Here is a 17102-nt window from a genome sequence, read left to right on the forward strand (position 1 = left end):
GCCCTTTTTACGCCCGGCAGAAAGAAGTGGATCGTGGCGGCGTTGACCAACGCGGCTTCTCCGGACAGCCGCGCGGCGTGCTTTCGTCTGGACGCCGATGTGGTCGTCGACAAGGCAGCGCAAGTCAATGAGTTCCTCGCCTATTGCGCTGCCGAGCATTGACGGACACGGGACGCCAACCAGATCTCGTGACCAGACATTCGCCCTCAGGCGCCGAACCAGCGCCGGACGATTCCTGAAGCACCCCGAAAGAAGGGCGCGTTGGTCAATGCGTCAGCGTGCGGCCGGAACCACGACAACGGTTCCGCCGGTGCCAGTGCTGCCGGTATTGCCTCTGGCGCCCGTTGCGCCGGTATTGCCCGTGTTGCCGGTATTTCCCTGATTGCCGGTTTCCCCTGTGGCGCCGGTGTTGCCGGTACTACCAGTGTCGCCTGTGTTCCCCGTGTTGCCGGTATTTCCCCTCGCGCCTGTGGCGCCTGTGGCACCTGTGTAGCCGGTGCTCCCGGTGTTGCCCGTGTTGCCTTGAGGTCCCATGGGGCCGGTGCAGGCAGATGCGCCGAGCAGAGCGAGCAATAGGGCGGACGGGAGTAAATACTTCTTCATGGCAGTTCCTTGGAGTCTTGGGGGGTGCAGCTCAATAGAGGCTACGCCGGCCACAATGACCGCCGGCGCGGGCTGCGTCTGTTCGGCACCGCGCATAGATGCGGTCATGAATTCATGCGCAACCCTCTTCGACTTCGGGCTCACATGTCCGCGCCGATGTAAAACTAACCCACTGGGGGTGCGGATAAAAACTTGGACTGGTTTATGTCGCAAATCCAAGACTCTCTCGATATTCGATGGGGCTGAGAGAGCCAAGGGAGAGCTTGATCCGCTTCTCGTTGTACCAGTGGATTCGGTCCAGCCGCGCGCTGGGCTTTTCTTTTCTGGTGGTGTTTAGACCGTCGAGTTTGTCCGACGTACCAAAGCCGGGAGCTGGATGACCATCGCGGCATGCAGCCGCTCCACCGCGGATCGTCATTACCGTGATCGAAGAGGAAGAGAGCGCCTATCGCTGGCGACGCTTCGAACTCAAGAGCGAAGGCTGTCATGTTCTCTACGAGCAGTCGAGGCCATGAAGACCTACAAGGCTGCCGGGCTGCTCGAGTTGCAGAAGATGGTCGACGCTCTTGGTGTTGGGCCACACGAGGACGAGCCCGGGCCGGCGAAGGCCAAGAAAAAGAGCGGCTCAGTCCTCGACTTCGGCGCTTGGCTGCCAAAGATGGGCTAAGCAGCAGCCGAAGCATCTCCGGTCACATTAAACGCAACCCTCGGGCGAATCGCATGGAAGTCTTCACGAATTCGGGAACGTCGCCCATCTTCGCGATCTCGGCAAGGCCGTCTTCCGTGATGCGGATCACCGTTGCCACCTGTGATGCGGCGTATCGCGCGCTCGACCCGAGAGCGTTGATCTCGGCTTCGATCAGGCCTGTGGCCAAAAGCACCGAGACGTACCGAACTTCATCCGGGTCAGCAACCCGAACCGGAAGCTGCACCTGCTGCAGCCTCATCAAGAACAAGAGCGGCATTCGATTCTCCGATTGCCGGCGCTTGCTCTGCCAAAAATGCCGGCCCTTTTTTGGTTTACAAAATGTAGCTTCAAGTACACCTTGCCGCCGCAAGTGCTTATTACTTAAAACCAATTCTGCAAACAAAGTCACGGATTGCTGCTCCGTGCCGACGGGGAGGCTGTACGCGCGATCCGACCTCCGCCTCAGCAAATCCGAAGGGCCTATCGAAAATTGAAGTGGACTGCCATTCGCTCGGCTTGATGTCGCGGTGCCGCTCGCAAGAATGTTGCGGCCTCCTTCGCAAAGCGTCGAGCCATACGCCGCATGCCCCGTCCTCCCGTCTCAAGCTCCTGCCAGTGCGAAGCGTCGGCGCTGTCCTCCATGAAGGAGGAGGGAAGAACCGGTTGGTTTCGGGGAGGCTATCAGGCGAGGCTTTGTTGGCAAGTTTCCGCCGCTCCTAAAGGGAGTCACCGCAACTTACGACTGCATGGAAAAATAGGGTAGACCGTCAGCCTCAAGCCAAAAGGGGTCTCGAATAGCCCGGATCACTCTACGGTTGAACCTGAATGCGAGTTCTTGATGGCCTAATATTCGAGATAGATTTTTCTTCCAGTTGGTCGCAATAACCTCGACTGATTCGCAAAGGATTGGTCGCGCGACGCACGAGTTTGGTTGACGCTGAGAATGAGTCGGTCCCACAAGCCACCCCCTGCTGTAGCTTGGTATCGAGCCCAACTCTGCGGAGAACCCCAGTGCGACTCGCAAGGTCTTCAAGCTCTACGCTTACCGACCGAGGCATCTTTGGATCGGCAGCGGGCCACCAGCGTGTTATGGGGCGTGACCAGGGCTTGGTGGGGCCGTTGTTTCTTGCCGGGGCAGGTCAAGCCGCGGTAACGGGGTGTTTACGTGCCTGTGGTTATCGTAGGTTGGGCGGCCCGCCGCATCGTTGTAAGCGCGCGGTGATCCCGTCTTGAGCTTGGCCCCGGTGTCTATGACGATGGTGTCCACCAAGGATTTAGGTGGACACCTATGGAAGACTCCAAGCGCGTGAGCCGGCGGCGCCACGCAGCCGAACTGAAGCGGCAAGTGTTGGCGGCGTGCGCAGAGCCCGGGGCGTCTGTGGCTCAAGTGGCGCTGGCCCATGGCCTCAACGCCAACCTCGTCCACAAGTGGCGCCGCATGGTCGACGCGAGAGGCACCGCCTCGAAGGCCGGCAACCCGCAAGCCGAGTTCGTCTCGCTCACGTTGGCGCCAGGCCCCGCGGTCGTAGATGACATCCACCTTGAGCTTCGCCGAGGCGCGATCGCGGTGAACGTGACCTGGCCGTTGAGCGCGTCAGGCCAATGCGCCGCCTGGCTGCGCGAGATCCTCAGGTGATCCGCGTCGACGCGCTGTGGCTGGCCGTCGAGCCGTTGGACATGCGTGCGGGCACCGAAGCGGCGCTGGCGCGCGTGGTGCGTGTCTTCGGCGCCGCGCGCCCGCACCACGCCTACCTGTTCGCCAACCGTCGCGCCAATCGCATGAAGGTCCTGGTGCACGACGGCATCGGTATCTGGCTGTCGGCACGACGCCTGCACCAGGGCAAGTTCGTCTGGCCCAAGGACAGCGGCACCACCCTCAGCCTGACCCCTCCCCAGTTCGATGCGCTGGTGCTCGGTCTGCCGTGGCAGCGGATCGGCGAAGCCGGAGTGATCTGCGTGCTGTAGTGCAATTGCCGAATGTGCTGATGCGCTCGCGAGGACGCCGGGGCACCATCACCTTCCGTGATCGACACGGCCGACCTTGACCACCTGGACGCGCAGCAACTGCGCGAGATGGTCCTCTCCCTGAGGAGAGGGGCGGCAGCCGACAAGCTCGAGATCGCACGCCGCGACCACGAGATCGCGTTCAAGCAAGCGGCCATCGACAAGCTCACGCACGAGATGGCCGTGCTCAAGCGACTGAAGTTCGCCGCCAAGTCGGAAGCCTTCAATGCCGAGCAGAAGAGCCTGCTGGAGGAGACCATCGACGCCGACTTGGCAGCGATGGAGCGTGAGCTGGAGGACCTCGCGGCGGTGCCGGCCGCGCAGCGCGAGAAGCAGCAACCCAAGCGCCAGGCACTGCCCGCGCACCTGCCGCGCCGGGAGATCCGCCACGAGCCCGAGAGCACCACCTGTGCCTGCGGCTGCACGCTCCAGCGCATCGGTGAGGATGTGGCCGAGAAGCTCGACTACCAGCCAGGCGTGTTCAGCGTCGAGCGCCACGTGCGCGGCAAGTGGGTCTGCACGAACTGCGAGACGCTGGTGCAGGCGCCCGTCGCCCCGCACATCATCGACAAGGGCATCCCGACGGCTGGGCTGCTCTCGCAGGTGCTGGTGGGCAAGTACCTGGACCACTTGCCGCTGTACAGGCAGGAAGCCATCTTCGGTCGCGCGGGCCTCGCCATCCCGCGCTCGACGCTGGCCAGTTGGGTTGGACAGTGCGGCGTGCAGCTGCAGCCTCTGGTCGACGCGCTCAAGTGCGAGATGCTCGAAGACCGCGTGCTGCATGCCGACGAGACGCCGGTGGCGATGCTCAAGCCCGGCAACGGCAAGACACACCGGGCGTACCTGTGGAGCTACTGCACGACGAGCTACAGCGCGCTGCGCGCGGTGGTGTTCGACTTCGCCGACAGCCGCGGCGGCCAGCATGCGCGCGCCTTCCTCGGGCTGCCGGGCGAGCATGGCTGGCGCGGCACACTGGTGTGCGACGACTTCAGTGGCTACAAGGCGTGCTTCGAGCTGGGCATCACCGAGGCGGGTTGCCTGGCCCATGCAAGGCGCAAGTTCCACGAACTCTGGGCCAATCACGGCAGCCCGATCGGCGAGCAGGCGCTGAAGTTCTTCGGCGAGCTCTACGCCGTCGAGCGCGAGGTTGCTGAGCTTGTGCCTGAGGATCGAAGGCGAATACGACAAGAGAGGTCGCGCAAGGTGGCTGATGCCCTGCAGCAATGGCTCGCCGGGCAACGGCAGAGGGTGCCGGATGGTTCGACCACGGCCAGGGCAATCGACTACAGCCTCAAGCGCTGGCAGGCGCTCACGCGCTACATCGACGACGGCGATCTGCCGGCGGACAACAACTGGGTGGAGAACCAGATCCGCCCGATCGCCATCGGACGATCGAACTGGCTGTTCGCGGGATCGCTACGGGCAGGCCAGCGCGCCGCGGCCATCATGAGCTTGATCCAGTCAGCGAAGCTCAATGGACATGAGCCGCACGCGTACCTCAGCGACATTCTTGAGCGGCTGCCTACTCACCCGGCCAGTCGCGTCGGAGAGTTGCTGCCGCATCGCTGGCAGCCAGCCGCAGTGCGCTGATCGAAGGACCGTCGTCAAGACGGGATCACCGCGCGCTTACGCATCGTTGGCGCGAAAGCGGTTTGTATCGGCGGCGCTTCGATAGGGCAGGGTATGGCCCCGCAAGCCTACATACGGATGTCGCGCGCTGAACGGCTGCTTCAGACTGACTGGTTGCGAGCTTGCGGCACAAACTGCCCCATGACCACTTTGGTCGACATCGCGGTTCGAATCTTCTTCCAGCAGGCGGCCGACCTGCTCTTCACGTATCAAGCGGGAAGCGCGTGCACGCAAATGATCAGAGTGGTGCACATGGCTGAGTAGCACTCAAAGTTGACGGCGAGAGAGCACGCTCTCAACGAATTGCGTGGGTCGTTGAAGAGGGGTGTGATTTCCCCGGTGGATTCATATGCATCGACGCCATGCTTGCGAGCTCGTTGGCATTGTTGCGCAGTTCGCGCGGTGTCGAGCCCCAGCACGATTTAACGGCATGCCAGAAGGAACTGAGCTCGGTGTAGCCCAGGTGTTCAGCCACGTCGGGCAGGGGCATGCTGCCATGAGTCAAAAGAAGCAGGGCTTCTTCCATTCGGGCTGCCTCGAGGACACGACGAAAAGGCATGCCGTTCTGGCTGAGGCGCCGCTGCAGCGTGCGCGAAGTGATGCCGAGGTCATTTGCCACATCGTCACACGACACGTGGCCGAAACCACGTTGACCAATCGCCGCCCTCACAGCGGCCTCAAGCGAGTCGGATGAGTTTTGTGCCCGCAGCAGGCCGTCGGCTTGCGCGCGGAGCAATGCCAGCAGAGCGGGGTCGGCGCCTTGAAAGGGTTGGTCGAGCGTTTGGTCGTCATACGCAACGCACACGTTGCGCTCGCCGAGCGTGACCGGACTGCCAAGTAGCGTTGCGTAACTCGAGCCGAGCAGCTTGTCTGGCGCGGTGAGGGCGATGTGCCTGGGTGCAATGCTTCGCGTGCTACAGCGCTTGAGGAAAGCCAGTATCCCGCCGAACACCGAGTCAATCTGCATGTGGTGCATGTCGACATGGCACGGCGTAACGATATAGCCCAGCTCCAGGCCGCCCGGCACCTTGTGCGCCGTCACGCGCCCGCTGTTGCTCACGAGCTGCTGGTAGCGTTCCATGTGCGTCAAAGCCTCCCGCAACGTTGGACTGTGCATCATCAGCAGCCCCGATACGTTCATGGCCTGCAACGGCAATCCGATGCCGACCTTCAGGCCAAGAAGCGGGTCAGTGGAGACTTTGGCCGCCCGTTGCCACAAACGCCGAGCGAGTACCAGGCCGACCTGGCGTGTGGGTGCGAGACGCGCCAGGCCCGGACCCCACAGGCCAGCGGTGAGATCGTTTGGGTTCAGATCCTGCACTTCCAACTGATCCACGACAGCGTCGAGCCAGGTCGAGAGGATCGTCATATGTGCTGCCATGCCGGCAAGGCTAGGTGCGCGTGTCCTTTGCGTCAAGGGTGCCTGGTAGGTCAGAGCAATTTTCTGTCGCCCCGAAGCAATGACAGTCTGCGACGCCGACCGGACACTGCCCCCCGCGCAGAACGCAAAGGTCTCTGTGCAGCGAGTCTTAACAATGAAGGAGACATATGGTGGAAAACCATTACGAGCACATCCGCGTGCGGCCGCAGCCGCACGCCTTCGGCGCCGAGATCACCGGCCTATCGATAAGCAGGCCGTTGCCGGCTCCCGTCCTCGACGAAGTGAAGAAGGCCTGGGCCGCACACTCGGTCGTCTACTTTCCCGATCAACCGCTCACGCATTCCGAACTGGAAGCGTTCACGCTGCAGTTCGGCGAATTCGGGGTCGACCCATACATCGTCCCGATAGAAGATCACCCGCACATCCTGGAACTACGGCGCGAGGCTGACGAGAAGGCGGTCAACTTCGGCGCGCAGTGGCACTCCGACTGGAGCTTTCAGGAAGAGCCTCCCGCTGGGACCATCCTGCACTCCAAGGTGACCCCGCCTGTCGGTGGCGACACGCTCTATGCCGACGGCTATCGGGCCTACGACGAACTGTCGGACACCATGAAGCGTCTGCTCGATGGCCTGGTGGCGATCCATTCAGCAGGCATGCCTTACGGCAAGGACGGTCTGTTCGCCAAGGAAACGGAGACGCGCTCGATGAAAATCGTCGTCAGCGAGGATGCCGACAAGACATGGCCGCATCCGCTGGTTCGCCTCCATCCGGTGACGCGCCGCAAGGCCCTGTACGTGAGCCCGGTCTACACACAGGGCATCGAAGGAATGACGCGCGGCGAGTCCGCGGCGCTGCTGGGCTATCTCTACCAGCACATGGTGCGCGACGAGTACGTCTATCGCCACCGCTGGGCGCCCAACATGCTCACGCTCTGGGACAACCGCTGCACCTTGCACAACGCCGATGGCGGCTATGACGGCCACCTGCGCGTGATGCACCGAACCACCATCGCCGGCGAGCGTCCGCTCGCTGTCTCCTGATCCCTAGCAAAAAAGAGCAACGCCATGATCAAGGTAAGCATTCTCTATCCGAACGACCCCGGCTGCAGCTTCGACTTCGACTACTACAGCAACAGCCACATGCCGATGGTCAAGCAGAAGATGGCCGGCGCGTGCAGCCACTTCACCATCGACAAAGGGCTGGCTGGCAAAGCACCGGCCTCGCCGCCCGCCTACGTCGCGATGGGGCATCTTTTTTTCGGGTCGCTCGACGCGTTTCTCTTCGCCTTCGGGCCGCACGCCGGCGCCATCGCCGCGGACATTCCCAACTACACCAACGTGAAGCCGACCGTCCAGATCAGCGAAGTCCTGGTCGGCTGACCCGGGACGTACAAGAACGAGATCCCAATGAGGACATACGACAAGTTTTTCATCAACGGCTCTTGGATGGCCTCCCGGTCCCGCGAGTTTGCCGACGTGGTGAATCCGTCTAGCGAAGCAGTCATCGGGCGCGTCTGCATGGGCGATGCCGACGACGTGGCCGCTGCGGTGGAAGCCGCTTCTGCCGCGTTCGACAACTGGGCGAACACCCCGCCCGCCGAGCGCGCTGTCTGGCTCATGAAGATTCAGGCCGGTCTGCAGGCACGCGCAGAGGAGATCGCGCAACTGATCTCTGCGGAGGTGGGTACGCCCATCGGGTTCTCGCGGTTCGCCCAGGCGGGCCTGCCCATCGGCTCCTTCGGCGTGGCCGCGCAATTGCTGGGCGACTACGCATTCAGCGAGTCCGTGGGCAACTCCGAAGTGGTGCGCGAAGCCGTTGGCGTGGTCGCCTGCATCACGCCGTGGAACTACCCGCTGCATCAGATCGCGGCCAAGGTGGCGCCGGCATTGGCTGCCGGCTGCACCGTGGTGTTGAAGCCTTCGGAAGTCGCACCGCTGAACGCTTTCCTGCTGGCCGAGGTCATCGAATCGATCGGTCTGCCCGCAGGTGTCTTCAACCTTGTGTGCGGCGCCGGTCCCGTGGTGGGCGAGGCGCTGGCGTGCCACCTGAAGGTGGACATGGTGTCGTTCACGGGCTCCACCCGGGCCGGCAAGCGCGTCTCCGAACTGGCCTCCCAGACCGTCAAGCGGGTGGCGCTGGAACTGGGCGGAAAGTCGGCCAACATTCTGCTGGACGACGCCGATTTCAGCCACGCCATTCCGGGAGTCATCCAGGCCTGCTATCAGAACTCCGGGCAAACCTGCACCGCGCACACGCGCCTGCTTGTGTCCGAGAAGCGCTACGAGGAGGCTGCCGCACTGGCTGCCAAAGCGGCACGCCAGACCCGGATCGGCGATCCGTTCGCAGCCGAAACGAACCTGGGCCCGCTCGTCTCCGAGACCCAGCGCGAGCGCGTGCGCAGCTTCATCCGGAAGGGCATCGAGGAGGGCGCGGAGCTGCTCGCGGGCGGCGCTGAGGCGCCGCGCGACCTGCCCGTCGGCTACTACGTCAAGCCCACCGTGTTTGGGCGCGTGACATCCGACATGACCATCGCACGCGAAGAGATCTTCGGGCCCGTGCTGTCCATCCTGACCTACCGGGACGAAGACGATGCAGTACGCATTGCCAACGACTCCGTGTACGGGCTGGGTGGCGGCGTTTGGAGCGGCAATGTCGAGAGCGCCAAGCGTGTAGCGCGCCGGTTGCGCACCGGCCAGGTCGAGATCAATGGCGGCGGCTTCAACCTGATGGCGCCATTCGGTGGCTACAAGCAATCGGGCAACGGGCGCGAGCTGGGCAAGTTCGGCTTCGAGGAATACCTCGAATACAAGTCGATGCAGATGCCACCGCGCTGAGTCGCCGGCACCGGCACGTGATGCGGGGCAGGGCGCGCGACACGCGGCCTGCCCGGCTTGGCCCCTGCGCATCGCTCGCAGCGACACACACAACAAGAACGAGATGGAAGACACAAGATGACTGACGACATACACCGGTTCCTCCCTGGACAGATGATGAGCACCCCGTTGCTCATCTCCGCCATCCTGCAGCGCGCCGACCGGTATTTCGGCGATGTGGAGGTGGTGTCGCAGTTGTCTTCCGGCGGCACGCATCGCTACACCTATCGCGACTGTCATCGTCGCGCGCGCCAGCTTGCTGCAGCCATGGTGACACAAGGCATGCGCATGGGCGACCGCGTTGGCACGCTTGCATGGAACAGCTACCGGCACCTGGAGGCCTACTACGCGGTGGCGGGTGCGGGCTCGGTGTTGCACACGCTCAATCCGCGCCTGTTCCAGGAGCAGATCGTCTACATGGTCAACCATGCGCAGGACGGTTGGCTCCTGTTCGATCCGGCCTTTGCCAGGCTCGTCCAGGCCATTGCACCGCATTGTCCGGGCGTGAAGGGATGGATCGCGCTGTGCGGGCGCGACGAGATGCCGCAGATGGATGGCATGCCGGCGTTGCTGTGCTACGAAGAGTTGCTGGACGCCAGTGCGGACACCTACGAATGGCCGCAGTTGGATGAGAACGCCGCTTCGGGCCTGTGCTACACATCGGGCACAACGGGCGATCCCAAGGGTGTTCTCTACTCTCACCGATCCACCGTCCTGCATGCCATGTCGTCCTCGCTGCCCGATTCTTTCGGGTTGTCGGCGCGGGACGTGGTCTGCCCCGTCGTCCCGATGTTTCACGTCAACGCCTGGGGGTTGCCTTATGCGGCGGCGATGACCGGCGCGAAGCTTGTCCTTCCCGGGGCGGCGCTGGACGGAGCCTCGGTGTACGAGCTTTTCGAACGGGAGGGCGTGACCTTCTCGGCGGGAGTGCCGACGGTGTGGATGGGCTTGCTCGACCATGCCGCCAAGCAGGAAGCCGGTTTCTCGACCTTCAAGCGCACCGTGATCGGCGGCTCCGCGTGTCCCGCCGCGATGATGAAGGTTTTCCGCGAGCGCTACGGCATTGAGGTCGTCCATGCGTGGGGCATGACCGAGACCTCGCCGTTGGCCACCACCGGCAAGCTGTTCGCCAAGCACGACAGCCTTCCCGAGGCAGAGCGGCAGGCGATCCTCGGCAAGCAAGGCACCACCATCGTCGGTGTCGACATCAAGATCGTCGATGACGAAGGACGAGAACTGCCTTGGGACGGCGAGACGGCGGGCAACCTGATGGCCAAGGGTCCGTGGGTCGTCGAGCGTTACTTCCGCGACGCAGCGTCGGCGACGAACGTCGATGGCTGGTTCAACACTGGCGACGTGGCCACCATCGATGCCGACGGCTACTTGAAGATTACCGACCGCAACAAGGACGTGATCAAGTCCGGCGGCGAATGGATCAGCTCCATCGAACTGGAGAACCTCGTGATGGCGCACCCGGCCGTGCAGCAGGCGGCCTGCATCGGCGTCTATCACCCCAAGTGGGATGAACGGCCTCTGCTTGTCGTCGTGAAAAGGCAAGGCGCCGCGCTGGAGAAAGAGCAGCTGCTCGATTTCCTCGACGGCAAGGTTGCGAAATGGTGGCGGCCCGACGAGGTGGCGTTTGTCGAATCGCTGCCGCTGGGTGCCACAGGCAAGGTGCTCAAGAACAAGCTCCGGGACCAGTTCCGGGCGTTTCGCTTGGTCGCGGAGGTCTGATCCGTGGACATGTTCCTTCAACAGATCCTCAACGGTCTGACGCTCGGCAGCGTTTATTGCCTGGTGGCCTTGGGTCTGACGCTGGTGTACGGGATCCTGCAGGTGCCCAATTTCGCGCACGGTGCGTTCTACATGGCCGGAGCCTTCGTGGCCTTCCAGCTCATGTCGGCGCTCAGCTGGAACTACTGGCTCGCCATGTTGGCGGCCGCCGCGAGCGTGGCAGCCCTGGCAGCGCTTGCCGGCCGTTGGGTGTTCCATCCGCTGCGCAAGTCGTCGGGCCTGCATCCGATGATTGCGGCCATCGGGCTGCTGCTATTCCTCGAGGCCTCTGCCCAGGCGATCTGGGGTGCCGACTTCCGTCGCATGCCCACCCCCTACACGGGCATGGTGGAGGTCGCCGGCATCGGCATTGGGCAGCAACGCGTGCTGCTCGTCGCAGGTGCCTTCGTGCTGGTGGCGGCACTGCAGCTGTTCCTCAAGCGCACGGTCGTTGGCGCCACGATCGTCGCGCTGGCACAGAACCGCGAGGGTGCCGCGCTCATGGGCATCGACACCCACCGCGTCGCAATGCTCACCTTTGCCATTTCCGGCGCGCTTGCAGCTGCGGCGGCGGTGCTCTACGCGCCGATCAATCTGGTGTACCCCGCCATGGGCAGCCTGGTGATCACCAAGGCCTTCGCGATCATCGTGATCGGCGGCATGGGCAGCGTGCCCGGCGCCATCGCAGGCGGGCTGATCATCGGCTTTGCGGAGAGTTTCGGCGCCTTCTATGTTTCGTCCGATGCCAAGGACCTCATCGCCTTCGTGCTGTTGGTGGTGATCCTGTCTGTGCGGCCGCAGGGCCTGTTCACGCGCGGGGTGCTTTGACATGAACGCACGTACCGGCTGGGGCCTGTTGCTGCTGCTGGGCCTCGTCTTCCCCCTCCTGACGGACAACGACTACCACCTGACGGTGATGAGCAGCGCCTACATCTTCGCGTTGGCGACCCTGGGCCTGAATCTCATCACGGGCTATACGGGCCAATTCAATCTCGCGCATGCGGGCTTCATGGCGATCGGGGCCTACACCGTGGGAATCCTCACGGTGGACCACCAGTGGCCGTTTTGGGCCGCGTTCTGCCTGTCGGGCCTGGTGCCTGTGGTGCTGGGCTTGCCCATCGGGCTCCTGTCGCTGCGCCTGAAGGGGCACTTCTTCGCCATCTTCACGATGTGCATGGGCTACATCCTGTTCCTCGGCATCGAGAAATGGGAAAGCCTGACGCACGGGGCGGTCGGCATCATCGGCATTCCCGTGCCGGAGGCACTCCCCACGCCGTTCGGCGATGTCTCCTTTGATTCGCCGCGCGCGCTGTACTACCTGGTGCTGGGTTTTCTCACTCTGGGACTGTGGGTCATGCACCGCATCGTCGGTTCGCTGCTGGGACGCACCTTCGTGGCCATCCGCAACGGCGACGACCTGGCCGAGTCGCTGGGCATCAACCTGATGCGCAACAAGCTTCTGGCCTTTTTGCTGTCGGTGTTCTATGCGGGCACGGCAGGTGGCCTGTATGCGGGCTTCGTGCGTTTCCTCAGTCCGGACCTGGCCGGTGTCGAGCGCACTTTCGACATGACCATGTACATGCTCATCGGCGGTGCCGGAACGCTGCTCGGTCCGCTGCTGGGGGCGCTGGGCGTGCCCTGGCTCGCGCAGTACCTGCAGTTCCTGCAGGACTACCGGTTCATCGTGTTCGGGCCGCTGCTGATCGTGCTGGTCATCTTCCTGCCCGACGGCATCGTCGGTTGGGTGCGGGGCCAATGGCTGCGCCGCCGCGCGTCGCAGCCGGCGTCTGTCGTTGCACAGGAGCCGGATCAACAGTCGACCTCGGTGGGACTGAAGGGAGAGCGCCATGCTTGAGATCCAGGGGCTCACCAAGCGCTTCGGCGGGCTGACAGCAGTCAACGATGTCAGCACCTGCGTGGAGAAGGGCAAGGTCAACGCGATCATCGGCCCGAATGGCGCGGGCAAGACGACGTTCTTCAACCTGATCGGCGGCGTGCACCTACCGAGCGCCGGGCGCATTCTGCTCAACGGCGAGGATGTGACACGCTGCCGCGCCGACGACATGGCGTTGCGCGGCGTGGCCCGTACCTTTCAGTCGACCACCTTGTTCGACCTGTCGACGGTGCTCGACAACCTGATCGTCGGCCATCGGCTGCGCACTCGCTCCGGCCTCTGGGACGCGGTGACGGGGTCCCGGCGGCTTCGGGATGAGGAGGCGCTGTGCCGTGCGAAGGCACGCGCCGCGCTGGACTTCGTGGGGTTGTCGCATCTGGAGCGGCGGCTGGCGGCGGACATCACGCAGGAGGAGCGAAAGCGCGTCGCCTTCGCCTTGGCGATTGCCACCGACGCGCAGCTGGTGCTGCTCGACGAGCCGGCCGGCGGCGTCAACCCGGAGGAAACGGTGGGACTGGCGCTGCTCATCCGCAAGATGGTGCGCAGCGGCATCACCGTGTGCCTGATCGAACACAAGATGGACATGATCATGCAGCTGGCCGACAAGATCATGGTGCTGAACTACGGCGAGAAGATCGCCGAGGGTACGCCCGACGAGATCAGGACGAACCCCGCAGTGATCGATGCCTACCTCGGGAGCGAGCATGCTGAAGCTTGAGCGCGTCTCGCTGAACTACGGCAGCTTCAGGGCCTTGAGCGACATCAGCCTGCAGGCCCGCGACGGTGAATTGGTCGTGCTGCTGGGCGCCAATGGCGCGGGCAAGAGTTCGATCTTTCGCGCCGCGAGCGGACTGGAAGCTGCGACGGGACACATCCGTTTTGGTAAACATGAACTGATCGGCATGCGGCCTTCGCAGATCGTCCAAGCCGGCGTCGTTCAATGTCCGGAAGGGCGCAAGCTCTTTCCGGGCATGTCGGTACTGCGCAACCTCGTACTCGGCGCCTATGTTCACCGCACCGACAGTGCGGGAAATCGCCGCCGGCTCGAAGAAATCTTCGGCTTGTTTCCGATCCTCGATCAGAAGAAGGACGACCCGGCCGGCTCGTTGAGCGGCGGCCAGCAGCAGATGGTGGCCATCGGCCGCGCCATGATGGGTCGGCCGCGCGCCCTGTTGCTCGACGAGCCATCGCTCGGCCTGGCGCCGCTCGTGGTCCGGCAGATGTTCGATGTGATCCAGCAGATCAACCGTGCCGGCACCACCGTGCTGCTGGCCGAGCAGAACGCTTTCGCCGCTCTGAAGGTGGCCCATCGGGCCTACGTGCTCGAGCTGGGCCGTGTCGCCATGGAGGGCGACAGCGATGCCCTGCTGCGCAACCCTGACATCCGACGTGCCTACATCGGGGCCTGAGGCGAGGGCCGGATTTTCCGCGTTCCATTCATTCCAATGAAAGAGAGACAAGCCATGAAGAAGACTCCCCACGGCAGGCGACTGCTCGCTGGCATCGCTGCAAGCACACTCCTGTTCGCCAGCCAGGCTTTCTCGCAGCAGGTCGTGAAGCTGGGCTACACCGGCCCGCTGAGCGGTGGCGGTGCGCTGTTCGGAAAGAACGTGCTCGACGGCATGCGCATGGCCGCCGACGAGATCAATGCGGAGGGGTGGCAGATCGGGGGCAAGCCTAGCAAGCTTGAGATCGTGAGCCTCGACGACAAGTACAACCCCGCGGAGTCTGCGATCAATGCACAGCGCTTGGTGCAGGCGGAGAAGACACCGGTGATTTTGGTGGGGCATTCGGGCGGGACTTTTGCGTTGCAGACCGCCAACGAGAAGCAAAAGTACTTGCTACTCTCGTACAGCAGCGTGCCGCAGATCACCGCCAATGGGAATACGCTGACCTGGCGCATCCCGCCAGATTTCACGACGTATATCCAGCCCTTCACCCACTATGCAATGGGAAAGTACGGCAAGAAGCTCGGCATCGCTGTGGGTGACCATGACTATGCCAAAGCCTGGAGCGCCGCTTTCCGCCCAACCTGGGAAGCTGCGGGCGGCACAGTGGTGGCCGATAACCCCATGTCCTACAACCGCGCGGCCGATTTCTACAGCGGCGTGAGTCGTGTGCTGGCCGCTAAACCCGATGTGCTGCTGGTGGGGGGCGCATCGGAGCCGACCGCGCTCGTGATCAAGCAAGCTCGCGAACTGGGCTTCAAGGGCGGCTTCGTCATTATCGACCAAGCCAAGCTCGACGAGATCGCCAAAGTCACGGGTGGCTACGGTCTGCTCGAAGGTTCCATCGGCTTGCTGCCCGTGGTCGATGATTCTTCGAACGCAATGAAAGCCTTCGTCGAGCGCTATCGCAAGCTGTATCCCGGGCGTGATCCGAGCAGTGAGGTCACGCTGGGCTACACAGGTGTGCGCGCTACCGCTGAGGCGATGAAGGCCGCGTCGAGAGCGACCGATGTCTTGGCGATTCGAGCGCAACTCAACACCGCGATGAAGGCACTGAGCGCCGCAGCCAACCCTCATGCCTTGAGCGGAGTCGATGTCCGCGGCAATTCGATCGGAGCCGTGCCGGTGGCGGTGGTCGAAGGTGGAAAGGTGCGAGAAGTGAAGCTGATGGACCTGCGCTGACGAAGAAATGGAGCAAAAAATGAATACGCCCGATCTGAGTTTCAAGCGCGCACGCGAGCGCGGCGAGTTGCACGGCAGCTTCGACACTGTCGTTATTGGTTCCGGTGCTGGCGGTTTGACGACCGCTGCCTTGCTGGCGCTGGATGGTCAGCGGGTGCTGGTGCTGGAGCGCCATGCGGTTCTCGGCGGCTGTCTACAGTCATTTACGCGCAAGGGCTTCGAGTGGGATGTAGGCCTCCACTACGTGGGCGAGGTGCACCGCAAGAGCAGTGGCCTCTATCGCCTGTTCGACAAGGTCTCCCGCGGGCAGCTCGAATGGGCACCCATGCCGGCGGTCTACAACCGCATCATCATCGGAGACCGTAGCTTCGACCACGTGGCTGGCGCCGAGGCCTACAAGGACCAACTCAAGGTCTATTTTCCGGGCGAGGCTGCAGCCATTGATCGCTATGTGGAGCTCGTCGCTGATGCCAATCGCGCTGCAAAGGCGTTCTTTGGCGAGCGTGCTCTCCAGCATCGCTTGTCCGACGCTTCGGTCAGCGCGCCACAGGCCGCCTTCGCTCCATACTCTCAGCGTACGGTGCTGGAGGTATTGAACGAGTTGACCGACAACGCCGATCTCAAGGCGGTTTGGTGCGGCAACTACGGGGACTATTGCAACTCACCTGCCGAAGCGGCCTTCGCCGTCCACGCAATGGTGTTTCATCACTATATCGACGGTGCCAGCTATCCGGTGGGTGGTGCACCACGAATCGCAGAAGCCATGGCAGACACGGTTCGCGCGGCAGGTGGCGCCTGCCTGGTGGCCGCCGAAGTTGTCGGCCTGAGGATGCACAACGACCGGGTGGTGGGGGTCGTGACCGCCGATGGCAGCGACATTGAAGCGCGCCGCGTTGTCAGTTCCATTGGCATTTCGCAGACTCTGCCATTGTTGGCCCATGCCGACCCTGAACTGATCCGGCCGCTGACGCAGGCCACCCAGTCTCTGGGGACGACACAGTGTTTTGCGGTACTCAACGTTGGGGTGGATGCGGGCAATGGCGAGCTGGGCATCCATCCGGGAAACCTTTGGGTTCACCCCACAAATGATCTCACGCGGAATCTCTCTCGCTACAAAGCCGACCCCGCAGGCGAGCCCATGCCGCTCTACTTCATGACGCACCCGTCATTGCGTGATCCGAGTTGGGCGGCTCGCTATCCTGGACGCAGCACCATGGACGTTTGCGGCCTCACTGATTGGTCCGTCTTCGAGCGCTTTGCTGGCACTGAATGGATGCGCCGTGGTGCCGAGTACGACGACATGAAGGCTCAATTGACTGAGCATTTGCTCGCTGAGGCCTTTCGCCGCTTCCCGCAGCTCCGAGGGCGAGTTGCCCATGCCGAACTGGCCACACCGCTGAGCTTCAATCACTTCTTGAATCGCACTCGAGGCAATTTCATGGGCTTCGAACAGACGCCGCGGCGCTTTGCCCAGCGCTGGATGGGCGCTCACGCGCCGGTCAAGGGCCTGTACTTCAGTGGCCAAGACGTGGCGGCCGCGGGCGTCAGTGGTGCAATGGTCGGCGGTCTGGTGGCCGCCAGCGCCGTGCTCGGGCGCGACCTCTTCCGTGAACTGAGATCCTAGTGT

Annotated in this window: 18 protein-coding genes and 1 pseudogene; 15 read left to right on the plus strand and 4 right to left on the minus strand. The window is 63.2% G+C overall.

The genetic code is table 11. The features are described from left to right. Positions 1 to 273: 273 nt before the first annotated feature. Entirely contained in the window at positions 274 to 603 is a 330-nt protein-coding gene (locus AC1DSC_RS15540; protein ID WP_015866019.1) for a hypothetical protein, read from the minus strand. 202 nt (positions 604 to 805) lie between these two features. Next, a pseudogene (locus AC1DSC_RS15545) lies at positions 806 to 922 on the minus strand (IS3 family transposase); the annotation flags it as partial. Between the two features lie 192 nt (positions 923 to 1114). Between AC1DSC_RS15545 and AC1DSC_RS15550 the strand changes: the two are divergent. Continuing rightward, positions 1115 to 1270: a hypothetical protein gene (locus AC1DSC_RS15550; RefSeq protein WP_015866018.1), complete on the plus strand. Its 156-nt coding sequence runs from the start codon at positions 1115 to 1117 to the stop codon at positions 1268 to 1270. A 22-nt stretch (positions 1271 to 1292) separates the two neighbouring features. Here the strand turns inward: AC1DSC_RS15550 and AC1DSC_RS15555 are convergent, their stop codons facing one another. Further along, on the minus strand, positions 1293 to 1700 hold the full coding sequence (locus AC1DSC_RS15555) for a hypothetical protein (RefSeq protein ID WP_412512265.1): 408 nt from the start codon (positions 1698 to 1700) through the stop codon (positions 1293 to 1295). An 879-nt stretch (positions 1701 to 2579) separates the two neighbouring features. Here AC1DSC_RS15555 and tnpA point away from each other — a divergent pair. The 4 genes from tnpA to AC1DSC_RS15575 all read left to right on the plus strand — a co-directional run bounded on the left by tnpA (position 2580) and on the right by AC1DSC_RS15575 (position 5188). After that, positions 2580 to 2927, plus strand: a complete 348-nt coding sequence (gene tnpA / locus AC1DSC_RS15560) for an IS66-like element accessory protein TnpA (RefSeq protein WP_015866016.1) — start codon at positions 2580 to 2582, stop codon at positions 2925 to 2927. Then, positions 2924 to 3256 (plus strand): IS66 family insertion sequence element accessory protein TnpB, encoded by a 333-nt coding sequence (gene tnpB, locus AC1DSC_RS15565; protein ID WP_015866015.1) that lies wholly within the window; start codon positions 2924 to 2926, stop codon positions 3254 to 3256. The genes tnpA and tnpB overlap by 4 nt, the downstream gene beginning before the upstream one ends. A gap of 108 nt (positions 3257 to 3364) precedes the next feature. After that, positions 3365 to 4885: an IS66 family transposase gene (tnpC, locus tag AC1DSC_RS15570; protein ID WP_080515801.1), complete on the plus strand. Its 1521-nt coding sequence runs from the start codon at positions 3365 to 3367 to the stop codon at positions 4883 to 4885. A 180-nt stretch (positions 4886 to 5065) separates the two neighbouring features. Next, a complete protein-coding gene (locus AC1DSC_RS15575) occupies positions 5066 to 5188 on the plus strand; it encodes a hypothetical protein (protein ID WP_015866013.1) in 123 nt (40 codons plus the stop codon). 31 nt (positions 5189 to 5219) lie between these two features. Here the strand turns inward: AC1DSC_RS15575 and AC1DSC_RS15580 are convergent, their stop codons facing one another. Further along, entirely contained in the window at positions 5220 to 6293 is a 1074-nt protein-coding gene (locus AC1DSC_RS15580; protein ID WP_015866012.1) for an AraC family transcriptional regulator, read from the minus strand. 179 nt (positions 6294 to 6472) lie between these two features. Between AC1DSC_RS15580 and AC1DSC_RS15585 the strand changes: the two genes are divergently transcribed. The 10 genes from AC1DSC_RS15585 (at position 6473) to AC1DSC_RS15630 (ending at position 17099) form a co-directional block, all read left to right on the plus strand. Beyond that, positions 6473 to 7345, plus strand: a complete 873-nt coding sequence (locus AC1DSC_RS15585; protein WP_015866011.1) for a TauD/TfdA dioxygenase family protein — start codon at positions 6473 to 6475, stop codon at positions 7343 to 7345. Positions 7346 to 7369: 24 nt separating this feature from the next. Beyond that, positions 7370 to 7684, plus strand: a complete 315-nt coding sequence (locus tag AC1DSC_RS15590; protein ID WP_307594236.1) for an EthD family reductase — start codon at positions 7370 to 7372, stop codon at positions 7682 to 7684. 27 nt (positions 7685 to 7711) lie between these two features. Then, positions 7712 to 9139, plus strand: a complete 1428-nt coding sequence (locus tag AC1DSC_RS15595) for an aldehyde dehydrogenase family protein (protein WP_015866009.1) — start codon at positions 7712 to 7714, stop codon at positions 9137 to 9139. 117 nt (positions 9140 to 9256) lie between these two features. Continuing rightward, positions 9257 to 10912 (plus strand): 3-(methylthio)propionyl-CoA ligase, encoded by a 1656-nt coding sequence (locus tag AC1DSC_RS15600; protein ID WP_015866008.1) that lies wholly within the window; start codon positions 9257 to 9259, stop codon positions 10910 to 10912. Between the two features lie 3 nt (positions 10913 to 10915). Then, positions 10916 to 11779: a branched-chain amino acid ABC transporter permease gene (locus AC1DSC_RS15605; RefSeq protein WP_041945806.1), complete on the plus strand. Its 864-nt coding sequence runs from the start codon at positions 10916 to 10918 to the stop codon at positions 11777 to 11779. A gap of 1 nt (position 11780) precedes the next feature. After that, positions 11781 to 12806: a branched-chain amino acid ABC transporter permease gene (locus AC1DSC_RS15610; protein ID WP_015866006.1), complete on the plus strand. Its 1026-nt coding sequence runs from the start codon at positions 11781 to 11783 to the stop codon at positions 12804 to 12806. Continuing rightward, on the plus strand, positions 12799 to 13563 hold the full coding sequence (locus AC1DSC_RS15615) for an ABC transporter ATP-binding protein (RefSeq protein WP_015866005.1): 765 nt from the start codon (positions 12799 to 12801) through the stop codon (positions 13561 to 13563). The genes AC1DSC_RS15610 and AC1DSC_RS15615 overlap by 8 nt, the downstream gene beginning before the upstream one ends. Continuing rightward, a complete protein-coding gene (locus tag AC1DSC_RS15620) occupies positions 13550 to 14254 on the plus strand; it encodes an ABC transporter ATP-binding protein (protein WP_015866004.1) in 705 nt (234 codons plus the stop codon). Before AC1DSC_RS15615 ends, AC1DSC_RS15620 begins: the two co-directional genes overlap by 14 nt. A gap of 54 nt (positions 14255 to 14308) precedes the next feature. Then, positions 14309 to 15475, plus strand: coding sequence for an ABC transporter substrate-binding protein (locus tag AC1DSC_RS15625; protein WP_015866003.1), 1167 nt, complete (start codon positions 14309 to 14311; stop codon positions 15473 to 15475). Positions 15476 to 15494: 19 nt separating this feature from the next. Then, positions 15495 to 17099 (plus strand): phytoene desaturase family protein, encoded by a 1605-nt coding sequence (locus AC1DSC_RS15630; protein WP_015866002.1) that lies wholly within the window; start codon positions 15495 to 15497, stop codon positions 17097 to 17099. Positions 17100 to 17102 lie beyond the last annotated feature (3 nt).

The sequence above is a fragment of the Variovorax sp. 01N425 genome (genome assembly GCF_056399465.1).